Origin of the sequence: Achromobacter sp. HZ34, assembly GCF_002209485.1 — a bacterium.
Taxonomy (GTDB): Bacteria; Pseudomonadota; Gammaproteobacteria; order Burkholderiales; family Burkholderiaceae_B; genus Bordetella_C.
Window position 1 is genome coordinate 1,000,605 of record NZ_NJIX01000002.1, and the last position, 21,422, is coordinate 1,022,026.

Genomic DNA, 21,422 nt, shown 5'->3' on the forward strand with positions numbered 1-21,422 from the left:
CGTAGGCCCGGTCAGCAAACCACGGCAGGCCCTTCGCTTACCCATTCTTCCAGCACGGCTTCGAAAGTCATGCAGACGGGGTTGCGGCCCGATACGAAGCGGCCGGCATGCACGGCACCGGCGGGATCGACGACGGTGCCGCTCAAGCGTGCCACGGCCGCCCCCGCGTCGTCCAGCGCCACTTCCCCGTACAAGGTCATTACCTCCACCGCGGGGCCGGGCAGTTCCTGCAAGGCGGCACCCGCGCCTTCCAGGCTGGCTTGCGTCAGGCTGCCCAGGCTGCCGCGCACCATTGCGCGCGCGAACCCATGCGCCAGGCACAGCTTCTCGATACTTTGCACCAGGTCTTCATTCGGCCGCAGGCGCGCGTAGACGATGCGCCCGGTATGGCCATGCTCAATGGTCGGCATGGATGTCTCCCTTCGGTTCCGGTTGGAACACCGCGAGTTGGATGTGAGGGTCGTAGCGGCGGGTAAGCCGCGTGGCACTCAGGCCGTGAACGTAGGCGACACAGCCGCCCGAACCGATCACGCATTGTTCGGTCAGCAGGTGGCCACCGATCAGGCGGCCCTCCGCATCGACCAGCAAACCATGGCAATGCAGGAGCGGCGTACCCCGCTCGTCCTCGCCCAGCGTCGCGCCGGCGCCGATCATGCGCAGATCCTTGCCCAGTACGATGGGCGAGGTGTACGCGATGACCTGCTCGATATCGGGCAAGGGTCGCGCCAGGCAATAGGCGCCGCGGGTGAGGTGCCCGTCCAGCAGATTGATGGCGCATGCCGCCACGCCCCGCGCGCGCAGCGGCTGCACCAACGCGTCGTACAGGGTACGGCCCGCCGGCAGCACCAGGCGCAGCGCCGGCGCGCTGGGGTTCTCCACGCTGGTCCAGCGCGAAGCCGGCATCGGCCCCGGGTGGCGCAGCATACGTACAGGGGGAGGAATGACGCTGGCAAGGGAGATCGCGGCGGACGTCATGGCAGGTATCCCCGTTCCTGCAGGGCGTCGCGCACCAGCTTCTTGGTGATCTTGCCGTACCCGGAACGCGGCAGGGCGTCCCAGAACAGGACACGGCGCGGCAGCTTGTAGCGCGCCAGGCAGTTCTGCAGCCAGGCCATCATGGCGGGCTCGTCGATGGACTGCCCGGGACGCGGCACGCATACCATGATGCCCACCTCGCCCCATGTGGGGTCGGGCACGCCCACCACCGCGACTTCCGCCACGGCGGGATGCGCCAGCACCTTCTCCTCGATCTCGCGAGGGTAGACGTTGGAGCCGCCGGAAATGTACATGTCGGATGCGCGCCCCGTGATGTAGACAAACCCCTCGGCGTCCATATGCCCGAGATCGCCCGTGCGGAACCAGCCATTGCGAAACGCCTTGGCATTGGCCTCGGGATTGTTGTAATAGCCCGCGAAGACCGCGGGACCGCACACGCAGATCTCTCCCTGGACACCGGGCGCGAGCGGGCGGCCGTCCTCGTCCTGGATGGACACCTGCATGCCCGTGCGGGCATAGCCGCAAGTACCGATGCGGGCGGCGGCATCGTCTTCGAGCCGATGCAGGCTGGGCGGCAGCACGGTGATATTGCCCGTCACTTCACCCAGCCCGAAATACTGGACCAGCACCGGTCCCAATTTTCCCAGGGCACGTTTCTGGTCTTCGCGATACATCGGCGCGCCGGCGTAGATCACGTAGCGCAGCGAGCCATGATCGTGCAAGTCCACGCTGGGATGCTCCACCAGCATCTTGACGATGGTGGGCACGGTGAATAGATTGCTGACGCGATGCTCGCTGACCAGACGCCAGAGCTTGTCGGCGTCGAAGCGTCCATCCGGCGGCAAGACGGTAGCCGCGGCGCGCGCCACCTGCGTCAGCAGATGGATACCGGCGCCATGCGACAGCGGCGCCACGGCCATGCTGACGTCCTTCTCCGTGGTGCCCGGCATGAGGTCGCACAGATGATTGGTGACGACGAAGCCCATCTGGCCGTGGGTCAGCACCGCGGCCTTGGGGCGCCCGGTGGTGCCGGACGTGAAGAAGAACCAGCAGGGATCGTCGTATTCCACGTCGGCGTTGGCATCGAGGACCGCAGCGGCGTCATCGTCGGCGCAGGGGATCTCCCCCAGCCCGGAATCGTCCGCGCCGATACGCAGCAGCACGGCCAGGCCCGGCAGCGCGGCGGCCATGGCCGCCGCATGGTCCGGAAACTCCGCATGGCAGATCACGGCGCGCGCGCCCGATGCCTGCCCCAGGTAGGCAGCCTCGTCGGGCGTGATGCGGAAATTCGTCGGCACCCATACCGCGCCCAGGCGGAAGGCCGCGAACATGGTCTCGACAAAGGCCGTGCAGTTCTTCGAGTGCACCAGTACGCGGTCGCCCTTGCCGATGCCGTGTCGCGCCAACCGCCCGGCCAGCGCATCGACGCGCGCATCGAGCTGGCGCCACGTGACGACCTCCCGATCCAGGATCAGGGCGGGATGATCGGGAAACCGGCGCGCGGCCTGGGTCAACCAATACGCCAGGTTCATGACGCGGCGCGAGACCGGCGTGACATTCATCCCCGCGCCGCTCATCGCAGTCGCTCCAGGATGCTGACGTAATTGGCGACGGCTGCCCCTCCCATATTGAAGATGCCGGCCAGGCGCGCATCCGCAATCTGCATGTCGCCGGCCGCTCCCATCAATTGCATGCAGGCCATGACGTGCATGGATACACCGGTGGCGCCGACAGGATGGCCCTTGGCCTTGAGTCCGCCAGAGGGATTCACCGGCAGCTTCCCGCCTTTTTCAGTCCAGCCTTCGCGCACGGCCCGGTGACCTTGGCCCGGCGAGGTCAGTCCCATGGCCTCGTATTCGATGAGTTCGGCAATGGTGAAGCAATCGTGGGTTTCCACCAGATCCAGATCGTCGAGCGTCAGGCTCGCATCCGCCAGCGCGCCACGCCAGGCCCGCGCCGCGCCTTCGAACGCGATGGGATCGCGACGGCTCAGCGGCAGGATGTCGTTGACCTGCCGGCGCGCCCTGAATCCCACGGCGCGTTCCAGGCCGGACGCGATGTCGCTGGAGGCCAATACCAGGGCGGCCGCCCCGTCGGATACCAAAGAACAATCGGTGCGGCGCAGCGGCGCCGCCACGTAAGGATTTTTCTCGGAAACGGTATTGCAGAAGTCCACGCCCAGATCCTTGCGGATCTGCGCATAGGGATTGGCGACACCGTTGCGATGGTTCTTGGCGGCGATGCGCGCCAGCTCTTCCGATCGGTCGCCATAGCGATCGAAATACGTCTGGGCGATGCGGCCGAACACGCCGGCGAAGCCGCCCTCGATTTCGGCTTCCTCGCGGCGGTAGCTGGCATTGAGCAGGATATCGCCGATCTCCCGTCCCGGCCGCGCCGTCATCTTCTCGGCGCCCACCACCAGCGCGACCCGGCCACGGCCTGCTTCGATGAAATCCATGGCGGCGTAGATCGCCGCCGACCCGGTGGCGCAGGCGTTTTCCAGACGGTTGGCCGGCACATAAGCCAATGCGGGATCCGCCAGGGCCACCAGCGCGCCCTGGAAATCCTGCTTCTGGAAACCGCTATTCATGACGCCGACATAGATGCCGTCGACACCATCGCTAGTGATCCCCGCATGCGCCAACGCTTGCAGGGACACGCGGGCCATCAGGCTTTCGGTATCGGGGTCGTCCAGTTTGCCGAACGGAATGTGGGACCACCCCACGATGACGGCACGGTCAGGCATGGCTTATCTCCTCTCATGGTTCTACTGGTTTTAATCGTTCTACTGGTCCTGCTGCCTCTACGCGCTCTTGCGCGTCGGCGCATCCTTGCGCGGCACCACGGCCCCTTGGGCCAGGGCTTCAAGCTTCTTGGCCTCCTTGGCCAAATGCTTGGCCAACTGGAATTGCCGCTCCTCGTCCAGCCGGCTCTCGATGGCCGCGATGCTGAGCGCACCGGCCACGCCGCCAGCGGGGGCGCGCACTGGCACACCTATGCCCCAGGATCCCGGCACGATCAAGCCCCGGTTGACCGCATAGCCTTGCGCGCGCGCTTCCTTGACCTGCGACCATAGCAAAGCCGGCGAATAGTGGGGATAGCGCTGCGCGATCAGGGCGGCATTGGCTTGCAGGCATTGCTCGACCTCATCATCGGGCAATGCTGCCAGCATGGCCAGGCTGCCGGCGCCCACGCCCAGCGGATGGCGGTCGCCAGGTAGCAAGGCGTGCGTCTTGAGCGGGTAGTCGCCGTCTTCGCGCAAGACGCAAACGGCGAACACATGGCGACGAATCGAAAAGAAAGCGGAGTCACCGCAATCGTGCGCCAGGCCGGCCACGGTATCGGCGGCCAAGCGGCTCAGGCCATGGCGGCGCGCCGCGATATTGCCCATGACGTGGCACTCCGGCCCGAGAAAGTAGCGGCGCGTGCCCGCATCCTGTTCCAGCATGCCCTCGGCGACCAGAGCCGAAAGCAGACGATGCACGGTAGGTTTGTTCAAACCGGTGTCCTGCGTCAGCGCCAGCAGCCCGGCCCCGTCCGGCGCCGTGCGCGCCACGGCCCGCAAGACCCGCATGGCACGAGCGATCGCCTGGGCGCCGTCGACCCGGGTGGGACTATTCGTCACGCTGTCTCCCATCTTGTTTTTCCGCAGGTCCATTATGTGAACCAACTGGATTTTAATAAAATCTTCGGTGAAGGAATTTTACCGCTTTAAGTCTATAAATCAATGTGATTTAATAATCCATCACGTCTGTTAACGGGTTCATATTATGGACCTGCATAATTGCCGGCACATGCAAACCGGCATCATCCCGGCGGCCTGCCGCACAGCGCGGCGGCCAGCCGGACATAACCAGGAGACAGCATGAACGTGAATCGTCGCAAGTTCGTCGGCGCGGCCGGCGGCGTGGCCCTTATCAGCGTGGCGCCTGTGCGCCAGGCCCTGGCGGCCCCCGAGTATCGCTACAAGTACGCCAACAACCTGCCGCCCACGCATCCCATGAACGTGCGGGCCAACGAAGCGGCCAAGGCCATCGCAAAGGAAACAGACGGCCGTTTCGAACTGGCCATCTTCCCCAGCAGCCAGCTGGGTTCGGATACCGATACGCTGAGCCAGTTGCGTTCGGGCGCGGTCGAATTCTTCACCCTGTCCGGCCTGATTCTTTCCACGCTGGTACCGGCGTCCTCCATCAGCGGGATCGGCTTCGCCTTTCCAAATTACGATGCGGTGTGGCAGGCCATGGACGGCCAGCTGGGCGCCTACATCCGCAAGGAAATCGAAGGCAAGGGCCTGGTGGTGATGGACAAGATCTGGGATAGCGGCTTCCGCCAGGTCACCACCAGCAACCGGCCCATCAACGGCCCCGGCGATTTCAAGGACTTGAAGATCCGCGTGCCGGTGAGTCCGCTGTGGACCTCCATGTTCAAGGCCCTGGGCGCCGCGCCGGCCAGCATCAACTTCAACGAAACCTACTCGGCGCTGCAGACCAAGGTGGTGGACGGGCAGGAAAATCCGCTGGCCATCATCCAGACCGCCAAGCTGTATGAGGTGCAGAAATACTGCTCCTTGACCAACCATATGTGGGACGGCTTCTGGTTCCTGTCGAACCGCCGCGCCTGGGAAAAGCTGCCCAAGGACATGCAGGCGGTGGTGGCCAAGCACATCAACGCGGCCGCCATGGGCGTGCGCGCCGACGTGCTGGCATTGAACAACGACCTGCAAACGCAGCTGGCGCAGCAAGGCCTGACGTTCAACCAGCCCGAACCAGGTCCGATCCGCGACGCCCTGCGCAACGCGGGTTTCTACAAGGACTGGCAAGGCAAGTACGGTGACAAGGCCTGGGGCCTGCTGGAACAATCCGTCGGGAAACTGTCATGACGGCAAACATGACTCCAAACGCGCCGTCGAACGCAGCGCCCCCTGCGCGCGCCCAGGCGCCATCGTCATCCGCGTCCACGGAGGCCGCGGCGCCAAGGCTGTCGTGGGCGGCGCAGGCTGAAGCGGCCATCGGCCGGCTCGCGGAGATTCCCGCCGCCATTCTGGTACTGGCGGAGATCGCCATTCTGTTCGCCGGCATCGTGGCGCGCTATGTATTCCACAGGCCGCTGGTGTGGTCCGATGAACTGGCTTCCATCCTGTTCCTGTGGCTGGCCATGCTGGGGGCCGTCGTCGCGTTCCGGCGGGGGGAGCACATGCGCATGACCGCGTTCGTCAATCGCGCCTCGCCGGCGCGCCGCGCGTTCCTGGACATGCTTGCCGTGTCGGCGGCCCTGGCCTTCCTGCTGTTCATCCTGGCGCCGGGCTGGGAATACGCCCTGGAGGAACAGTACGTCACCACGCCCGCGCTGGAGATCCCCAACATCTGGCGCGCCGCTGCCCTGCCCGTGGGCACGTTGCTCATGATCGCCCTGGCGCTGTTACGCCTGCTCGAACGGGCCGGCTGGCTGACCACGCTCAAGGCCGTGGGACTGGTGGCCGCCATGGTGGGGATCCTGGTGGCGGCGCAACCCATGCTCGCCACCCTGGGCAACGCCAACCTGCTGATCTTCTTCGTCGGCATCGTGGCCGTATGCGTGTTCACCGGCGTGCCTATCGCCTTTTCATTCGGACTGGCGACCTATGGCTATCTGGCCCTGACCACGTCCACGCCCATGATGGTGGTGGTGGGACGCATGGACGAAGGCATGTCGCACCTGATCCTGCTGGCCGTGCCCCTGTTCATCTTCCTGGGCCTGCTGATCGAGATGACCGGCATGGCACAGCGCATGGTGGCTTTTCTCGCCAGCCTGGTGGGGCACGTGCGCGGCGGCCTGTCCTACGTCCTGATCGGCGCCATGTACCTGGTGTCCGGCATTTCCGGCGCCAAGGCGGCCGACATGGCGGCGGTGGCGCCGGTCCTGTTCCCCGAGATGCGCAAGCGCGGCGCGAACGATGGCGATCTGGTGGCGCTGCTGTCGGCCACGGGCGCGCAGACCGAGACCATCCCGCCCAGCCTGGTGCTGATCACCATCGGGTCGGTGACCGGTGTGTCCATCACGGCCTTGTTCACCGGCGGCTTGCTGCCGGGGCTGGTGCTGGCGCTGATGCTGTGCGTGGTGGTGCGCTGGCGCTACCGGGGCGAGCGGCTGGCTGGCGTGCGGCGCGCCTCGCGCGGCGAAATCCTGCGCGCCCTGGCGATTGCCTCGCCCGCCCTGGCCCTGCCCGTGGTGATCCGCGCCGCCGTGGTGGAAGGCGTGGCCACCGCCACCGAGGTGTCCACCATCGGCATTGTCTATTCCGTCCTGATCGGCCTGCTGGTCTACCGGCGCTTCGACTGGAAGCGGCTGGGCCCCATGCTGGTCGACACCGCCTGCCTGTCGGGTTCCATCCTGCTGATCATCGGCGCCGCGACCGCCATGGCCTGGGCCCTGACGCAGTCTGGCTTTTCCACCCAGCTGGCGCACCTGATGGCATCGGTGCCCGGCGGCGCGATCACCTTCATGGCCGTATCCATCGTCGTGTTCGTGGTATTGGGCAGCGTGCTGGAAGGCATCCCGGCCATCGTGCTGTTCGGGCCCTTGCTGTTCCCGATCGCGCGCGAGGTGGGCATCCATGAGGTCCATTACGCCATGGTGGTGATCCTGGCCATGGGCATAGGCCTGTTCGCCCCGCCGTTCGGTGTTGGCTACTACGCGGCCTGCGCGATCGGCCGGGTGCAGCCGGACAAAGGCGTCGGGCCGATCATGGGTTACCTGGCGTCCATCGCCGTCGGACTATTGGTCGTAGCGGCCATCCCCTGGCTGTCCACGGGTTTCCTGCACTAGCGCGAGGAGAAGAACGACCGCGTCGATCGGAACGCAGGCTTGCCCCGCTCTTCAGGCACGCGGATTGCGGTGACGCGGCGCGGCAATCTGGCCGTGCTTTGAGATACGCACATGCCGTTGACTTTTCCTGGCCTTCGCCTTCGCCTGGCGTCGCCGCGCCGTTCCCCGCCGTCGCGGAGGCGCGCATGAGCGCGCGCCGCCCATCCCGTACGCCGGCCGGCCGCCTGCCCGCCATCGCGGCAACGGCGTTGACGGCCGGAGGCGGCAGCCTGCCCGTTGATCCTGCCACGACGGAAGCGCCCGCCACTACCGCGCCCTCCGACGCGCCCGCTGGCGCCCCTGGCGCTGCATCTGGCGCATCCGCCAACCAGGCCGCGGCGGACACGGATGCCGCCTCCCATGCGCCCACGCAGTTCCCGGCTGCGCGCCGGATAGCCGACCGGCGCTATGCGGCAGTGATCGTGATTGCCGTATTGGCAGTGTTTTTCGCCATGCGGGAAGCGCGGGAATTCCTGATTCCGTTGGTGCTGTCGATCCTGCTCGCCTATGCGCTGGAGCCTTTGGTCCACACCTTGGTGCGGCGCGCGCGCGTGCCGCGGGCGATCAGCGCCACCTTGGTAATGGCGGCCTTGGTCACGGCGCTGGTGTTCGGAACGCTTTCCTTGCAGACCCAGGTGGGCGCTATCGTCGACAGCCTGCCGCAAACCGTACAGAAGGTGTCGCGCACGCTGCAGGGGTTCTCGGCCGGCAAGGGCTCTTTCGTGGACAAGCTGCGCGCGGCTGGCGCGGCTCTGGACAAAGGCGGATCGACGGGACGGCCCGGCAATCAGGGAGGCCCACCCCAGGAGCGGCCATCGGAGCGACTGCAGAACATGCTGCTGGCAGGCTCCATGGGCGCCGCATCAGGATTGGGACAGGGCGTGATGGTGCTCTTCCTGGTTTTCTTCCTGCTGTGCTCGGGAGACATCTTCAAGCGCAAATTCATCAGGGTGTGCGGACACACGATTTCCGAAAAGAAAATCAATGTCCACATGATCGATGAGATCAACCGGTCCATCCGCATGTATATGGCGATGATGGTGGTCACCAATATCCTGCTTTCCTTGTGCAGTTGGCTGGCGTTCCGGCTGCTGGGCCTGGACAATGCCGGCACCTGGGCAGTGGTGGCCGGCGCCCTGCACATCGTGCCCTACTTCGGGCCGCTGCTGGTGGCGGTTTTCACATTCATCGCCGCCGTGGTGCAGTTCGGCGAACTGGGCCAGGCCCTGGCAGTGGCCGGGGTGTCACTGGTGATCGCATCGCTGATCGGCATGGTGGTGCAGACCTGGATGACCGGGCGCATTGCCCGCATGAACCCGGTCGCCGTGTTCGTGATGCTGCTGCTGTTCACCTGGGTCTGGGGCGTCTGGGGCACGCTGCTGTCCGTGCCCATAGCCGTCATCGTCAAGGTCGTGGCGGATCACGTGGAAGGCCTGCACGGCGTGGCCGAATTTCTGGGTGAGTGAAGCCTGAAAGGCGGGCGGAAAATCGCTGGAAACGCGGCCTTGAACGTGGCATGAAACCCGGCCCGGCGCAAAGCCCGCGGCGGCGCCTAGGATCGAGCCAGGGACCCGGCCTCGGCCACCGCAACCCCATAGCCCCCCGGATTGCGTTGCTGCCACCGCCACCCATCCTGGCACATATTCTCCACCCCCAGCGTCGTGCGCCAGCGCAACAGATCCTGCGCCAGGCTGGCGTCGGCCCAGACCTTGTCGACGTCGCCAGCGCGGCGCGGCTCGATGCGCAACGGTATCGCCTGCCCGCTGACGCGTTCGAACGTCTGCACCAGCTCCATCACGCTGGTGCCCTTGCCGGTACCCAGGTTGATCGCGACAAACCCCGGATGCGCGCTCGCATAGTCGACCGCCCGCACGTGGCCCACCGCCAGGTCCATGACGTGCAGATAATCGCGCACCCCGGTGCCGTCCTCGGTCGGATAGTCCGCGCCGAACACCTTGAGAAAAGGCTGTTTCCCCACCGCCACCTGCGTGATGTACGGAAAGAGATTGTTCGGGGTATCGCGCGGATTTTCTCCTATCATCCCGCTCGGATGCGCGCCGATCGGATTGAAGTACCGCAACGTCACCGCGCTGAAAGCGCTGTCAGCCGCGCACACGTCCTGCAGCATCTGTTCGACGAACAGCTTGGTCCGCCCATAGGGATTGGTCGGCGCCAGCGGATGCGCTTCCGTGAATGGCAGGAAGCACGGCACCCCGTAAACGGTGGCGGACGAACTGAATACCAGCCGCTTCACGTCGTGCGCCCGCATGGCCATCAGCAAGGCCACCGTCCCAGACACGTTGTTGTCGAAGTACTTCAAGGGGTCGCTGACCGACTCCCCCACCGCCTTGACGCCCGCCAGGTGCAGCACGCATTCGATCGGCCGCCCATCGCGCCGGTGGATGGCCATCACCGTTTCCACCAGTCCAGGCGTGCGGATATCCCCCTGGATAAGGGGTATCGTGGTCCCAGTGATTTTCTCCACCCGCCTTACCGCATCGCGGCTGCCATTGCTCAGATTGTCCAGCACCACCGGCTGGTAGCCGGCCGCGATCAGTTCCACCAAGGTATGGCTGCCGATGTAGCCGGCGCCGCCCGTTACCAAGAGATATGACGACATCAACGCTCCCACCGCGCCGCGCGGCCATCATGGCCGCGCGGCGCAAAGTCCCGCAAAGTCCACCAGCACCGGCCTAGAACGGCAGCCGCAGGTCCGGCGCCACACTCAGCAGCTGGCGCCGGAAATCTTCCTGGATACGCGACAGCGCCGTGCCGCTGTCCCCCTCGAAACGCAACAGCACCGCCTTGCTGTCGCACACCGGGCGCACCAGGCCGAACCCATCGTCGTACTCGACCCGCACGCCATCCAGGTCGATGATTTCCCGCGCGTTCATGAAACGTCCGGTGGTCAACAGCGCACCGATCAAGGCCGCCGCGTCGATGCCCACCAGGTCCAGCTTCAGCGCCGGCGTGACGCAAGCCAGCGGCAAGCCGTCCAGCAGGTTCGACGGCGACTCGTGCAAGGCGACGATTTCCAACAGGCGCGCCGCCGCATACATCGCATCGTCATGGCCATGCCAGCGATCGCGAAAGCGGAACTGGCCATGGGTCTCGCCGGCCAGCACCGCCCCGCATTCGCGCATCCTGCCGGCGATGTGGGCCGCGCCGCCCCGCCCCATCACCGGCCGGCCGCCCAGGTTGCGCACCTCCCGCGCAAGGTTGCGCGAACCTTCGACGTCGTAGACCACCGGCGCGCCGGGATTGCGCGCCAGTACGTCGCGCGCGAACAGGATCAGCAGGCGATCCGCGGAGATCACCGCGCCTGACCGCGTCACCACCGCCAGGCGGTCGCCGTCGCCGTCCACCAGCAAGCCCAGCTCGTTGTCCGAATAGCGCAGGTTGGCCGCCAGATTGGCCAGCCGGCGCGGATCGGACGGCGCCATGCGGGGCCGTGTATAGGCCTCGGCGCTGTCGCTCGACAGCTCGGTCACTTCGCAGCCCAGGGCTTCCAGCAGGGACGGCGCCAAGGTGGCCGCCGCATCGTAATTGCAGTCGAGCGCCACCTTCACGGTACGCGCCAGGCGCACATCGCTGGCCACCCGCGCCACATAGCATGGCGAAGCGGCGATATGCATGCGCGCGCCCGGTACCTCGATCACCCGGGCACGCGGATCGCCCTGGCGCCCTGCCTTCACCTCTTCCTGCAAGTCGCGCAGGTCGTCGCCAACCAGCGGCTCGCCGGCCATCATGATCTTGAAGCCGTTGCGGTTGTCCTCGTCATGGCCGCCGGTAACCACCACGCCAGCGCCGGTTTCGGTCAGGCGGGTAGCGAAATACACCAGAGGTGTCGCGGCCATGCCGATGTCGATGACATGCGTGCCGCTGGCGCGTATACCGGCCTGCAGGGCCGCCGCCAGTTCGACGCTGGCGAGCCGTGCGTCCTTGCCCACCACGATGGCGCGTACGCCGCGGCGCCGGGCCCGGGCGCCCAGGGCCGCCCCCAGGCCGTGCGCATACACGGCATCGATGTCCTGCGGCACCCGCCCGCGGATCGCGTCCGGCTCGCACGGCGCCGGCGGCAGCTCCGGCACACGTGCCAGCGCCAACTTGCCACCGGCCACCAAGCCGGCACTTTCGGCATTCCACATCGATTGCATAGATCCCCCGTCGCGGGCTCAGGGTTGCTTGTCGCCGTAGTAGGCCGCGCGCGCATAGCGGTAGCGTCCATACTTCGAGCGCGAGCCCAGCCCCTCGGACTCCAGCTTCAGTCCGTTGAGCACCACCCCCGCCACCGGTGCGCCGGCCGCCACCAGGCGCTTGGCGGTCTCGCGGATCTCGCCCACCGTGTTCATGCCGGCGCGCACCACCAGCATGACCGCCGCGGCATGCGCACCCACCACCGCCGCATCCGACGACGACAGCACGGGCGCCGTATCGACGATGACGATGTCGTAGTCCGCCGCCAAGGCACGCAGGCAGTCGCCGAAGGCTTCGGACGCCAGCAGTTCGGAGGGATCGAAGGTCACCTTGCCGGTGGAGATGAAATCCACACCGTTCATGATGTTCCGCTTGGTCACCGCCTCCAGCGGCACCGTGCCGGCCAGCACTTCGAACAAGCCATTGTCCGAAGGCGTGGCGAAATAACGGTTCAGATGGCCGCGGCGGAAGTCGGCGTCGATCAGCAGGATGCGCTTGCCCACAGCCGCCTGGATGAAGGCGAAGTTGGCCGACAGGAACGACTTGCCCACGCCGGCGATCGGCCCGGTGAACACCACCACATTGTTGGACGTGTCGCGCATCGCCACCTGCAGCACCGTACGGAAACTGCGCAGGCTTTCAATGGGCGGCGTACTGCCGTTACTCTGGGCCAGCAGCGCGGGCAGGCGCGAATTCTTGCGCTTGCTGCGCCGCCACAGACGGCTCTGCAACTCGCTGTAGGGGATGGTGGCCAGCACCGGCAGGCCGGTGTAGCGTTCGATCTCGTCCGGATCGCTCAAGCCGCCGAACAGCGCGTTGCGCAGGAACGCCACGATCAGGCCCAGCACCAGGCCGATGGCCGCCGCCGCACCCACCACGATGGGCGCCTTGGGACGCAAGGGCTTCTCCGCCGGCAGGGCAGTGTCCACCACGCGCACCGTGCCGACCTTGCCGGCGCGGATCAGGCGCAGTTGCTGCGCGTTGTTCAACAGCGCGGTGTACAGGTCGGTATTGACCTTGACGTCACGCACCAGGCGCACCACGTCCTGCTCCAGGTCAGGCAAGCCCTTGATCCGGGTATTGAGCTGGTTGGCGTCGGTGGTCAGCGCGGCGATCTGGCGGTCGATGGCTTCGATGCTGGGATGCGACGCCGAGAAGCGCGTGCTCAACTCCTGGCGCTTGGTCTTCAATTCCAGGATCTTGTTCTGCGTCGCCACTGATTGGCCCAGCACCAGCTTCGCTTCTTCGCCCAGGTCGATGGTGCCGCGGGCGTTACGCAAGGCGTTGTAGCGGGTCTCGGACGCATCCAGTTCCTTCTTCAGCGCCGGCAGTTGCTGGTCCAGGAAGGCCAGCGACTTCTCCGCCTGCGCCGACTTGCGGTTGACGTTCTGGCGCACGTACTCCTGGCCGATCTCATTGAGGACCGCCGCCGTCTGCACCGGATCGCTGCCCTGCAGGGTGACGCCGATCACACCCGACTGACGGCCACGCTCGAAGATGCCAAGCCGCGCCTGCACGGCTTCGGTGGCTTCCAGACGCGAATTGCGGACCACCGTGAAACGGGTTTCCGGCGCGCCCTCCAGCGCATCGATCTGCACGTCTATGGTTCCGCCGGGGACCTGGAAGCGTTCCAGCTGGCCCACGCGGCCCTCGAAGCGGCGGCCGTTGACCGGTTCGACCAGCTCGTAAGCGCCAGCCCCAAGGGAAACCACTTCCAGCTTCTTGCCGATCAGGTCGTTCGGCACGTCGATGCGGTTGATGCGGATGCGTTCACCGCCCCATGCATAGCCGCCAGGTATGGCGTTGGTGATGGACGACGGCAGCGCGAAGCTGTCGTGGTTCTCGGCCAGCCAGCGGCCCACCAGTGGGAAATACCTGGGCTCGGCCTTCAAGTAAAGCTGGTAGTAGTCGACGGCATGCCCAACGACAAGGCGCGACCGGAGAATCTCCATTTCGCCCGACGTCGCCTGCTTGATGTCGAAGATGGAGGACACGTCTCCCAACATGCTCTTGGTAGCGGTCGGTGCTTCTTCCTCGACCTGTACCGCTATATCGGACTGGTACACCGGCGTGGCGAGCATGAAGTATGCAACGCCCAACAGGGTGGCCAGCACGGTGATCAGGATGATGATGCCGCGGTTTGCCATCAACACGTCCATGTAGGACGTCATGGGCGTTTCTGGCTGTCGGGCGGATGCGTACTCTAGCTGAAGAGGGGGCTGCATGGTGTCGACTCGCTAAGAGGTAAGGGACTAACACATGAAGGGGGGCCGGCGCGGGCCGGCCCGGTACTACCCGTTACGCGTTCGCCTTAGTTGTGCTGGACCGCGGTGACGGTCTGCACGGTCTGCGCGCTGGGGAACAACAAGGAAATGAAGCGGTTCCAACGCACCAGGTTGCCGGCGTCGACGAAGACGATGTCTTTCGCCTGCAACGGGAACTTGCCTGCCACCCCCAACGCCTGCGGTGAACTGGCATCCAGGTGGTAAATCTCCGGCGTTGCGTTCGGCAAGGAACGCACCACGAAGATCTGCGACGGATCGCTGGTCGTTTGGCTGGGGCCGCCCACTTCGCCCAGTGCCTCCGCCAGCGACATCTCGCCGTCATGCATCAACACGCCTTGCGGCAACGTCACTTCGCCCATCAGGTAAATCTTGTTGTCGCCCCGCGCTCCGATACGCACGATGTCGCCCGGCTGCAGCAGGATCGATGTCGGATCGAGATTGGCGGCGGTCAACTTGTTCATGTCCACGCGCACCGTCTGGCCGCCGCGCGTCACATACACACGGCTGCGATCGGCTGTTGCCAACACGCCGCCGGAACGATTGATCGCTTCCGGCAGGGTCATGGGAACATCGGTGATGGGCATCGGTCCGGGCGTCTTCACTTCGCCTTCCACGTATACGCGTTTGCTGCGATAACCTAGCACGCGCACCGTGATTTGAGGATCCTGAATAAAGTTACGTGAACCTCGGATGAGAGAGTTACGCACCTGCGCCTCAGTCAACCCGGCTACCTTCACAAGGCCTACGTAGGGGAACTGAACGTAGCCATCCGAAGACACCGGGTAGCCCGGAATGCCGGCACCCGTGTCCCCAAAGGTAAGTTCAGTCGGCCCCGTCCCAATGCTGTAGGTCTGAGTCGGAAGGACTAGTTCAGGATGATCCCAGACCACGATAGAAAGAATGTCCCCGGGTCCGATCACATAGGGGGTCGCCTTGCCAACAAGATTTCGAACGTTTTCAGGAAGCGGGCTGTTGGCGATGTCGCTCTGCTCGCGCGCCAGCGTCGGCGTGATCTCCTTGACCGTGACGACGCTGTTCGGATCGTTGGGATCGACCTGGAAATCCGACTTGTATCGCATGCCCGGCGCGAACGCGCACGCAGCCAGGGAAGATATGAGCGCGGCCATGGCGGCGGCGCGGACGAACGTTCGAAAGATTGGGTTCATGGACGTTCCACTGAAATGAGGGCTAGTGTTCCGCGTGAGGCCTGTCGCGGTGGTGTGTCGCGGTACGGGTGTCGCTGTACGGGCGTCGCTGCACGGGTGCCGCGGCAGTTGTGTCGCCGTACTACCGTCGAGTAACGGGTTGCGACATTCCACGCGAATTCGCCCTCAGCGCACATTAGGCTGATGGCCTAATACTTCACTTACGCCCTTTGGACGTTTCGACGCCGGCTCCCCCAACCTATGATTTTTGCGGGGTCTACAGCATGACGCAGCGCCGCAATGCGCTGCGAGCCAGCCACACGCCTAGGAGCGTTCTATGGATGCGTCAACGTTCGACGTGTCGGGCAAATTGCCCGGCACGAGCACCCTGTTTCGCGCTGCGGATGCCGCGCTTGTAGCCGTGACGGGCCTTGCCGCGATCGAATGGCAGGCCGCGCGCACAGGCCTGGACGTCTCCGCCATTCACAGCCTGCTCGTGTACTTCGGCACGTTGGCCACGCTGGTCGTCTTTCCCGCATTCCGTCTGTATGGGTCATGGCGGGGCCGCCCGCTCTATGACCTGGTCATACGCAGCCTGGCGGCGTGGACAGGTGTGTTCGCCATGGGCCTGCTGGTGGGCTTTCTCACGCATCAAGTCGCGTACGTCTCGCGCTTGTGGGCCGCGGTGTGGTTCGTCGCCGGCGCGGTGAGTGTGACCGGTCTCAGACTTATCGTGTATGCCGTATTGAGCAAGGCCCGCGATCGCGGCCTGAATCACAAGCGTGTGCTGTTGATCGGCTTCGGCACGCTGGGCCACGACATGTGGGCACGCGTGGCCGCCACGCGTACCGCCGGCTACGAAGTCATGGGCATCTACACCGACGGCAAGGAACAGCTGCCGCCCGGCGTGCGCCGCCTCGACAACCTGAGCGCCATCTCCGCATTCGTGCGCCAGCACGAAATTCGCGAAGTCTGGCTGGCGATGCCCATGGAAGCGGGTAGAGCGGTACGTGAAGTGATGTTCTTCCTGCGCCATGACCTGATCGACATCCGCTGGATTCCCGATGTCTTATCCGTGCGGCTCCTGGGCAGCCGCGTGGAAGAGTTCCTGGGCGTGCCCGCGATCGAGTTGAACAGTCTGCCCGCGGCTGGGATTCGCGGCATGAGCAAGGCCATCTTCGACCGCGCCTTCAGTGCGCTCGTGCTGCTGGGTCTTTCGCCCCTGCTGCTGTTCATCGCCGCGTGGATCAAGCTGGACTCGCGCGGCCCGGTGTTCTTCACCCAGCCGCGCCTGGGCGTGGACGGCGAAGTCTTCCGCGTCTACAAATTCCGCAGCATGACCGTGCACGCCGAACAGAATGGCGTGGTGACCCAGGCCACGCGCGACGATCGCCGTGTCACGCGCATCGGTGCCTTCCTGCGCAAGACCAGCCTGGACGAACTGCCACAGTTCATCAATGTGTTGCGCGGCGAAATGTCGGTGGTCGGGCCACGGCCGCACGCACTGGAGCACAACGAACAATACAAGGACCTGGTGGCGCGCTACATGATGCGCCATCGCGTCAAGCCCGGGATTACCGGCTGGGCCCAGATCAACGGCCTGCGCGGCCAGACCGAAACCGTGCGCAAGATGCGCGACCGCGTGGAATTCGATCTGTACTACATCCAGAACTGGTCTTTCCTGATGGACCTGCAGATCATCGCGCGCACCGCGGTTTCAGGATGGACTGGCAAAAATGTCTATTGATTCCGCTGTTACAGGCCTGAGCCAGGCCGACTTCCGCGTCGGCGTCGAACTGCTGCCTCTGGTCTCCATCGACCTGCTGCTGCGCGACGCCGGCGGACGCTATCTGCTGGGCCTGCGCGGCAATCCGCCCGCGCGCGGCAGCTGGTTCGTACCCGGGGGCCGCATCCGCAAGGGCGAGTCCATGGACGTGGCCCTGCGGCGCCTGTGCGACGGTGAACTGGGCTTGCACCTGCATCGCGACGAATGGCGCCTGCACGGCGTCTATGAACATTTCTACGACGACAACTTTGCGGGCGAACCGGGCCGCAGCACCCATTACGTGGTGCTGGCCTACATCGCCCAGTTGCCGGCCCCTTTCAGCGATCTTCAGGTCGAAGACCGGCTGGGCCGGCTGCCCACCGAACAGCACAGCGTTTACCGCTGGGCCCATCCCCGCGCCATGGCGCAGGACGACACCGTCCATCCCTATACCAGGGCCTACTTCTCGGAGCAGATGCGATGACCTCCCCTTATCCCGAATTCCGCCCCGTCATTCTGTGCGGCGGTTCCGGCTCACGCCTTTGGCCCTTGTCGCGCGAGTTGTTGCCGAAGCAGTTCATCCGCCTCACCGGCGAACGCAGCCTGCTGCAGAACACGGTGGCCCGCACGCTGCGCCACACCGGCGCGACACGCCCCATGTTGATCTGCAACGCCGCGCACCGCTTCATCGCTTCGGAGCAGATGCAGGAGCTCGATGCCACGGGCGCCGGCGGCTACGACGTCGAGCTGCTGCTGGAGCCTTGCCCGCGCAATACCGCGCCGGCTATCGCCGCGGCGGCGCTGCGCGCGATCCGCGACGGCGATGATCCCATCATGCTGGTCATGCCCTCGGATCACGTCATCGAGGAAGGCCCGGCCCTGACCGAAGCTTTCGCGCTGGCCCACCAGGCCGCCAGCGAAGGCGCCCTGGCGCTGTTCGGCGTGCGCCCCAGCGCCCCTCTCACCGGATACGGCTACCTGCGCACCAAGGCCGGCGAGCGGCCCTGGCAGACGGTGGAAGCCTTTATCGAGAAGCCGGACGCCGAACGGGCCACCGCCTTCCTGCGGGAAGGCGGCTACTACTGGAACAGCGGCATGTTCGCGTTCCGCGCCTCGATCTTCCTGCACGAGCTGGAACGCCTGGCGCCGGACATGATGGCCAGCGTGCGCGAAGCGGTGGCCAAGGGCAGCGGCGACGATGCCGTCTTCACCCTCGACCCGCGCGCTTTCGGCGCCTGCCGCGCGGACTCCATCGACTATGCCGTGATGGAACGCACCGACAGCGCCGTCTCCGTCCCGCTGGACGCCGGCTGGAGCGACGTCGGCGCCTGGGACGCGGTATGGGACATCGCCGCCAAGTGCCCGGATGGCAACTCCAGCAGCGGCGACGTGATGATCGACGACTCCCGCAACTGCCTGGTCCATTCGACCCACCGCCTGGTGGCCACCCTGGGCCTGGACGACATCGTCGTCATCGAGACGGCCGACGCCGTGCTGGTGGCGCACAAGAGCCGCACCCAGGACGTCAAGCGCATCGTCGAGACCTTCCGCGGCCAGCAGCGCGAGGAAATGGCCCACCACCGCGAAGTACGGCGCCCCTGGGGGTCCTACGACTCCATCGGCCAGGGCCCGCGTTACCAGATCAAGCGCATCACCGTGAAGCCGGGCGCGCGCCTGTCTTCGCAGATGCATCACCATCGCGCCGAACACTGGGTAGTGGTGTCCGGCACCGCCCGCATACACAACGGCGACAAGGACTTCCTTTTGACGGAGAACCAATCGACCTACATCCCTTTGGGCGAGGTCCACTGCCTGGAAAATCCCGGCAAGATCCCGCTCGAACTGATCGAGGTGCAGTCCGGCGCCTACCTGGGCGAGGACGACATCGTGCGCTTCGAAGACATGTACGGCCGCGTCTGACCACGCGCGCCGTTACGCCAATCCCCTACGAGTCAGCCGCATGGGAGCCGCAACAGCACGGCCAGAAGGATTAGGCCTCCCATGCGTCTTAGGACCTCCGGCCGATACCCCGGCCATTACCGCATCTGTAGTCTTCACCAGACACTCAGCCTAAAGGATACAACCATGCCAAAACGGGCATTGATCACCGGCATCACGGGACAGGACGGCGCTTACTTGGCCGAGTTCCTGCTGGAAAAAGGGTATGAAGTGCACGGCATCAAGCGCCGGGCCTCGATGTTCAACACGGCGCGCATCGATCACCTGTACCAGGATCCGCACGAGAAGCAGCGCAACTTCTTCCTGCATCACGGCGACATGACCGATGCGTGCAGCCTGATCCGTATCGTGCAGGCCGTGCAGCCGGACGAGATCTACAACCTGGCCGCGCAAAGCCACGTCGGCGTGTCCTTCGAGGAACCGGAGTACACCGCCAACGCGGACGGCCTGGGCACCCTGCGGCTGCTCGAAGCCATGCGCATCCTGAAGATGGAGGACCGCACCCGCTTCTACCAGGCGTCGACGTCGGAACTGTACGGCATGGTGCAGGAAGTGCCGCAGCGTGAGACCACGCCGTTCTACCCGCGCAGCCCCTATGCCGTGGCCAAGCTGTACGCCTACTGGATCTGCGTCAACTACCGTGAAGCCTACGGTATGTACGCGTGCAACGGCATCCTGTTCAACCACGAGTCGCCGCGCCGGGGCGAAACCTTCGTCACGCGCAAGATCACGCGCGCCCTGGCCCGCATCGCCCTGGGCCTGGAAAAGTGCCTGTACCTGGGCAACCTGTCCGCGCTGCGCGACTGGGGCCATGCCCGCGACTACGTCGAAATGCAGTGGATGATGCTGCAGCAGGAGCAGGCCAGGGATTTCGTCATCGCCACCGGCAACCAGTACAGCGTGCGCGACTTCATCAATATCGCCGCGCGCGAGCTGGGCATCCTGCTGCAGTGGGAAGGCGAAGGATTGACGGAAACCGCCACGGTCCTGCTGAGCCCCGCCTACGAACGGGTCAAACCCGGCCAGGTCGTCGTCCGCGTGGATCCGCGCTACTTCCGCCCCACCGAAGTCGAGACGCTGCTGGGCGACCCGACCAAGGCACGCGAGCAGCTGGGCTGGACGCCGCGCACCTCCTTCGCGGAGCTGGTGGGCGAGATGATCGCCAGCGACCTGAAAGAGGCCCAGCGCGACGCGCTGGTCGAGGAAAACGGCTACGAAGTCTACGCCTACAAGGAGTGAGCGCGTCATGGCCGATCTGGAACAGCGGATTTACGTGGCCGGCCATCGCGGGATGGTCGGGTCGGCCATCGTGCGCGAACTGCGCCGGCAGGGGTACCGCCACATCATTACCCGCCAGCGCGACGAACTGGACCTGGAGAACCAGAACCAGGTCAACCGCTTCTTCTGCACGGAGAAGGTGGACGTGGTGTACCTGGCGGCGGCCAAGGTCGGCGGCATTCTCGCCAACGACACCTATCCGGTCGACTTCCTCTATCGCAACCTGATGATCCAGGACAACATCATCCACGCCGCCCATGCCGCCGGCGTAAGGCGGCTGTTGTTCCTGGGATCGTCCTGCATCTACCCCAAGCTGGCGCCTCAACCCATCCGTGAGGATGCCTTGCTGACGGGACCGCTGGAGCCGACCAACGAGGCCTATGCGATCGCCAAGATCGCCGGGCTGAAGCTGTGCGAAGCCTACAACCGCCAGTACGGCACCCAGTACGTCTGCGCCATGCCGACCAATCTGTATGGCGAGAACGACAACTACGACCTGCGCAACAGCCACGTGCTGCCGGCGCTGATCCGCAAGTTCCACGAGGCACGCGAAGCCGGCGCGCCCTACGTCACGCTGTGGGGCAGCGGCCAGCCGCGCCGCGAATTCCTGTACGTCGATGATCTTGCGCGCGCCTGCCTCAGGCTGATGCAGGTCGAAGGCGCCGAGGGTCTCTACAACGTCGGCGTGGGTGAAGACCTGACCATTGCCGAACTGGCGGCACTGGTCGCCCAGGTGGTGGGCTACGAAGGCGAACTGACTTACGACAGCAGCAAGCCGGACGGCACGCCGCGCAAGCTGCTCGATGTCAGCCGCATGCAGGCCTTGGGCTGGCGCGCCGATGTCAGTCTGCGGCAGGGGATCCAGATGACCTATCGGCACTATCTGCGGCAGGTCGCCGAGCAGCCGTTGCCGCTGGCCTGACAGGGACTTTGGTCGAAACCGGGGGAGTTGTA

The 21,422-nt window shown here is 65.4% G+C and carries 17 protein-coding genes; 8 read left to right on the top strand and 9 right to left on the bottom strand.

Annotated features, from left to right (window positions below):
- Nucleotides 1-11 precede the first annotated feature (11 nt).
- From CEY05_RS11185 to CEY05_RS11205, 5 genes are read right to left on the bottom strand one after another with little or no spacing between them, the layout of a single operon-like run.
- The gene (locus CEY05_RS11185; protein WP_088598523.1) at nucleotides 12-410 is read right to left on the bottom strand and encodes a PCC domain-containing protein; all 399 of its coding nucleotides are present in this window, start codon (nucleotides 408-410) and stop codon (nucleotides 12-14) included.
- Nucleotides 397-975, bottom strand: a complete 579-nt coding sequence (locus tag CEY05_RS11190; RefSeq protein WP_088598524.1) for a DUF296 domain-containing protein — start codon at nucleotides 973-975, stop codon at nucleotides 397-399. The genes CEY05_RS11185 and CEY05_RS11190 overlap by 14 nt, the downstream gene beginning before the upstream one ends.
- Nucleotides 972-2,573 (bottom strand): acyl-CoA synthetase, encoded by a 1,602-nt coding sequence (locus CEY05_RS11195; RefSeq protein WP_088598525.1) that lies wholly within the window; start codon nucleotides 2,571-2,573, stop codon nucleotides 972-974. The genes CEY05_RS11190 and CEY05_RS11195 overlap by 4 nt, the downstream gene beginning before the upstream one ends.
- Nucleotides 2,570-3,742 carry an acetyl-CoA acetyltransferase gene (locus tag CEY05_RS11200; RefSeq protein WP_088598526.1) on the bottom strand — a complete coding sequence of 391 codons (1,173 nt, stop codon included), beginning with the start codon at nucleotides 3,740-3,742 and terminating at the stop codon, nucleotides 2,570-2,572. The genes CEY05_RS11195 and CEY05_RS11200 overlap by 4 nt, the downstream gene beginning before the upstream one ends.
- 57 nt (nucleotides 3,743-3,799) lie before the next feature.
- A complete protein-coding gene (locus CEY05_RS11205) occupies nucleotides 3,800-4,621 on the bottom strand; it encodes an IclR family transcriptional regulator (protein WP_233161461.1) in 822 nt (273 codons plus the stop codon).
- 240 nt (nucleotides 4,622-4,861) lie between these two features.
- Between CEY05_RS11205 and CEY05_RS11210 the strand changes: the two genes are divergently transcribed.
- The 3 genes from CEY05_RS11210 to CEY05_RS11220 all read left to right on the top strand — a co-directional run bounded on the left by CEY05_RS11210 (nucleotide 4,862) and on the right by CEY05_RS11220 (nucleotide 9,305).
- Entirely contained in the window at nucleotides 4,862-5,875 is a 1,014-nt protein-coding gene (locus tag CEY05_RS11210; protein WP_088607521.1) for a TRAP transporter substrate-binding protein, read from the top strand.
- 8 nt (nucleotides 5,876-5,883) lie between these two features.
- Entirely contained in the window at nucleotides 5,884-7,800 is a 1,917-nt protein-coding gene (locus tag CEY05_RS11215; protein ID WP_088601143.1) for a TRAP transporter large permease subunit, read from the top strand.
- 185 nt (nucleotides 7,801-7,985) lie between these two features.
- Entirely contained in the window at nucleotides 7,986-9,305 is a 1,320-nt protein-coding gene (locus CEY05_RS11220) for an AI-2E family transporter (RefSeq protein ID WP_088601127.1), read from the top strand.
- Nucleotides 9,306-9,391: 86 nt separating this feature from the next.
- On the opposite strand, the gene galE is transcribed toward CEY05_RS11220, so the two are convergent.
- The 4 genes from galE to CEY05_RS11240 form a co-directional block, all read right to left on the bottom strand.
- On the bottom strand, nucleotides 9,392-10,459 hold the full coding sequence (gene galE, locus CEY05_RS11225) for a UDP-glucose 4-epimerase GalE (protein ID WP_088601126.1): 1,068 nt from the start codon (nucleotides 10,457-10,459) through the stop codon (nucleotides 9,392-9,394).
- A gap of 73 nt (nucleotides 10,460-10,532) precedes the next feature.
- Nucleotides 10,533-11,987, bottom strand: a complete 1,455-nt coding sequence (locus CEY05_RS11230) for a phosphomannomutase/phosphoglucomutase (protein WP_158219316.1) — start codon at nucleotides 11,985-11,987, stop codon at nucleotides 10,533-10,535.
- Between the two features lie 27 nt (nucleotides 11,988-12,014).
- Nucleotides 12,015-14,207 (bottom strand): polysaccharide biosynthesis tyrosine autokinase, encoded by a 2,193-nt coding sequence (locus CEY05_RS11235; RefSeq protein WP_233161463.1) that lies wholly within the window; start codon nucleotides 14,205-14,207, stop codon nucleotides 12,015-12,017.
- Between the two features lie 140 nt (nucleotides 14,208-14,347).
- Nucleotides 14,348-15,487: a polysaccharide biosynthesis/export family protein gene (locus CEY05_RS11240; protein WP_233161464.1), complete on the bottom strand. Its 1,140-nt coding sequence runs from the start codon at nucleotides 15,485-15,487 to the stop codon at nucleotides 14,348-14,350.
- Between the two features lie 316 nt (nucleotides 15,488-15,803).
- On the opposite strand from CEY05_RS11240, the gene CEY05_RS11245 reads away from it, so the two are divergent.
- The 5 genes from CEY05_RS11245 to CEY05_RS11265 all read left to right on the top strand — a co-directional run bounded on the left by CEY05_RS11245 (nucleotide 15,804) and on the right by CEY05_RS11265 (nucleotide 21,390).
- Nucleotides 15,804-17,213: an undecaprenyl-phosphate glucose phosphotransferase gene (locus CEY05_RS11245; protein WP_088601123.1), complete on the top strand. Its 1,410-nt coding sequence runs from the start codon at nucleotides 15,804-15,806 to the stop codon at nucleotides 17,211-17,213.
- On the top strand, nucleotides 17,203-17,715 hold the full coding sequence (locus tag CEY05_RS11250) for a GDP-mannose mannosyl hydrolase (RefSeq protein WP_088601122.1): 513 nt from the start codon (nucleotides 17,203-17,205) through the stop codon (nucleotides 17,713-17,715). Before CEY05_RS11245 ends, CEY05_RS11250 begins: the two co-directional genes overlap by 11 nt.
- Nucleotides 17,712-19,151: a mannose-1-phosphate guanylyltransferase/mannose-6-phosphate isomerase gene (locus tag CEY05_RS11255; RefSeq protein WP_088601121.1), complete on the top strand. Its 1,440-nt coding sequence runs from the start codon at nucleotides 17,712-17,714 to the stop codon at nucleotides 19,149-19,151. The genes CEY05_RS11250 and CEY05_RS11255 overlap by 4 nt, the downstream gene beginning before the upstream one ends.
- A gap of 165 nt (nucleotides 19,152-19,316) precedes the next feature.
- Nucleotides 19,317-20,429, top strand: coding sequence for a GDP-mannose 4,6-dehydratase (gene gmd, locus CEY05_RS11260; RefSeq protein WP_088601120.1), 1,113 nt, complete (start codon nucleotides 19,317-19,319; stop codon nucleotides 20,427-20,429).
- A gap of 7 nt (nucleotides 20,430-20,436) precedes the next feature.
- Complete coding sequence (locus tag CEY05_RS11265; RefSeq protein WP_088601119.1) at nucleotides 20,437-21,390, top strand: GDP-L-fucose synthase; 954 nt, start codon at nucleotides 20,437-20,439, stop codon at nucleotides 21,388-21,390.
- Nucleotides 21,391-21,422 lie beyond the last annotated feature (32 nt).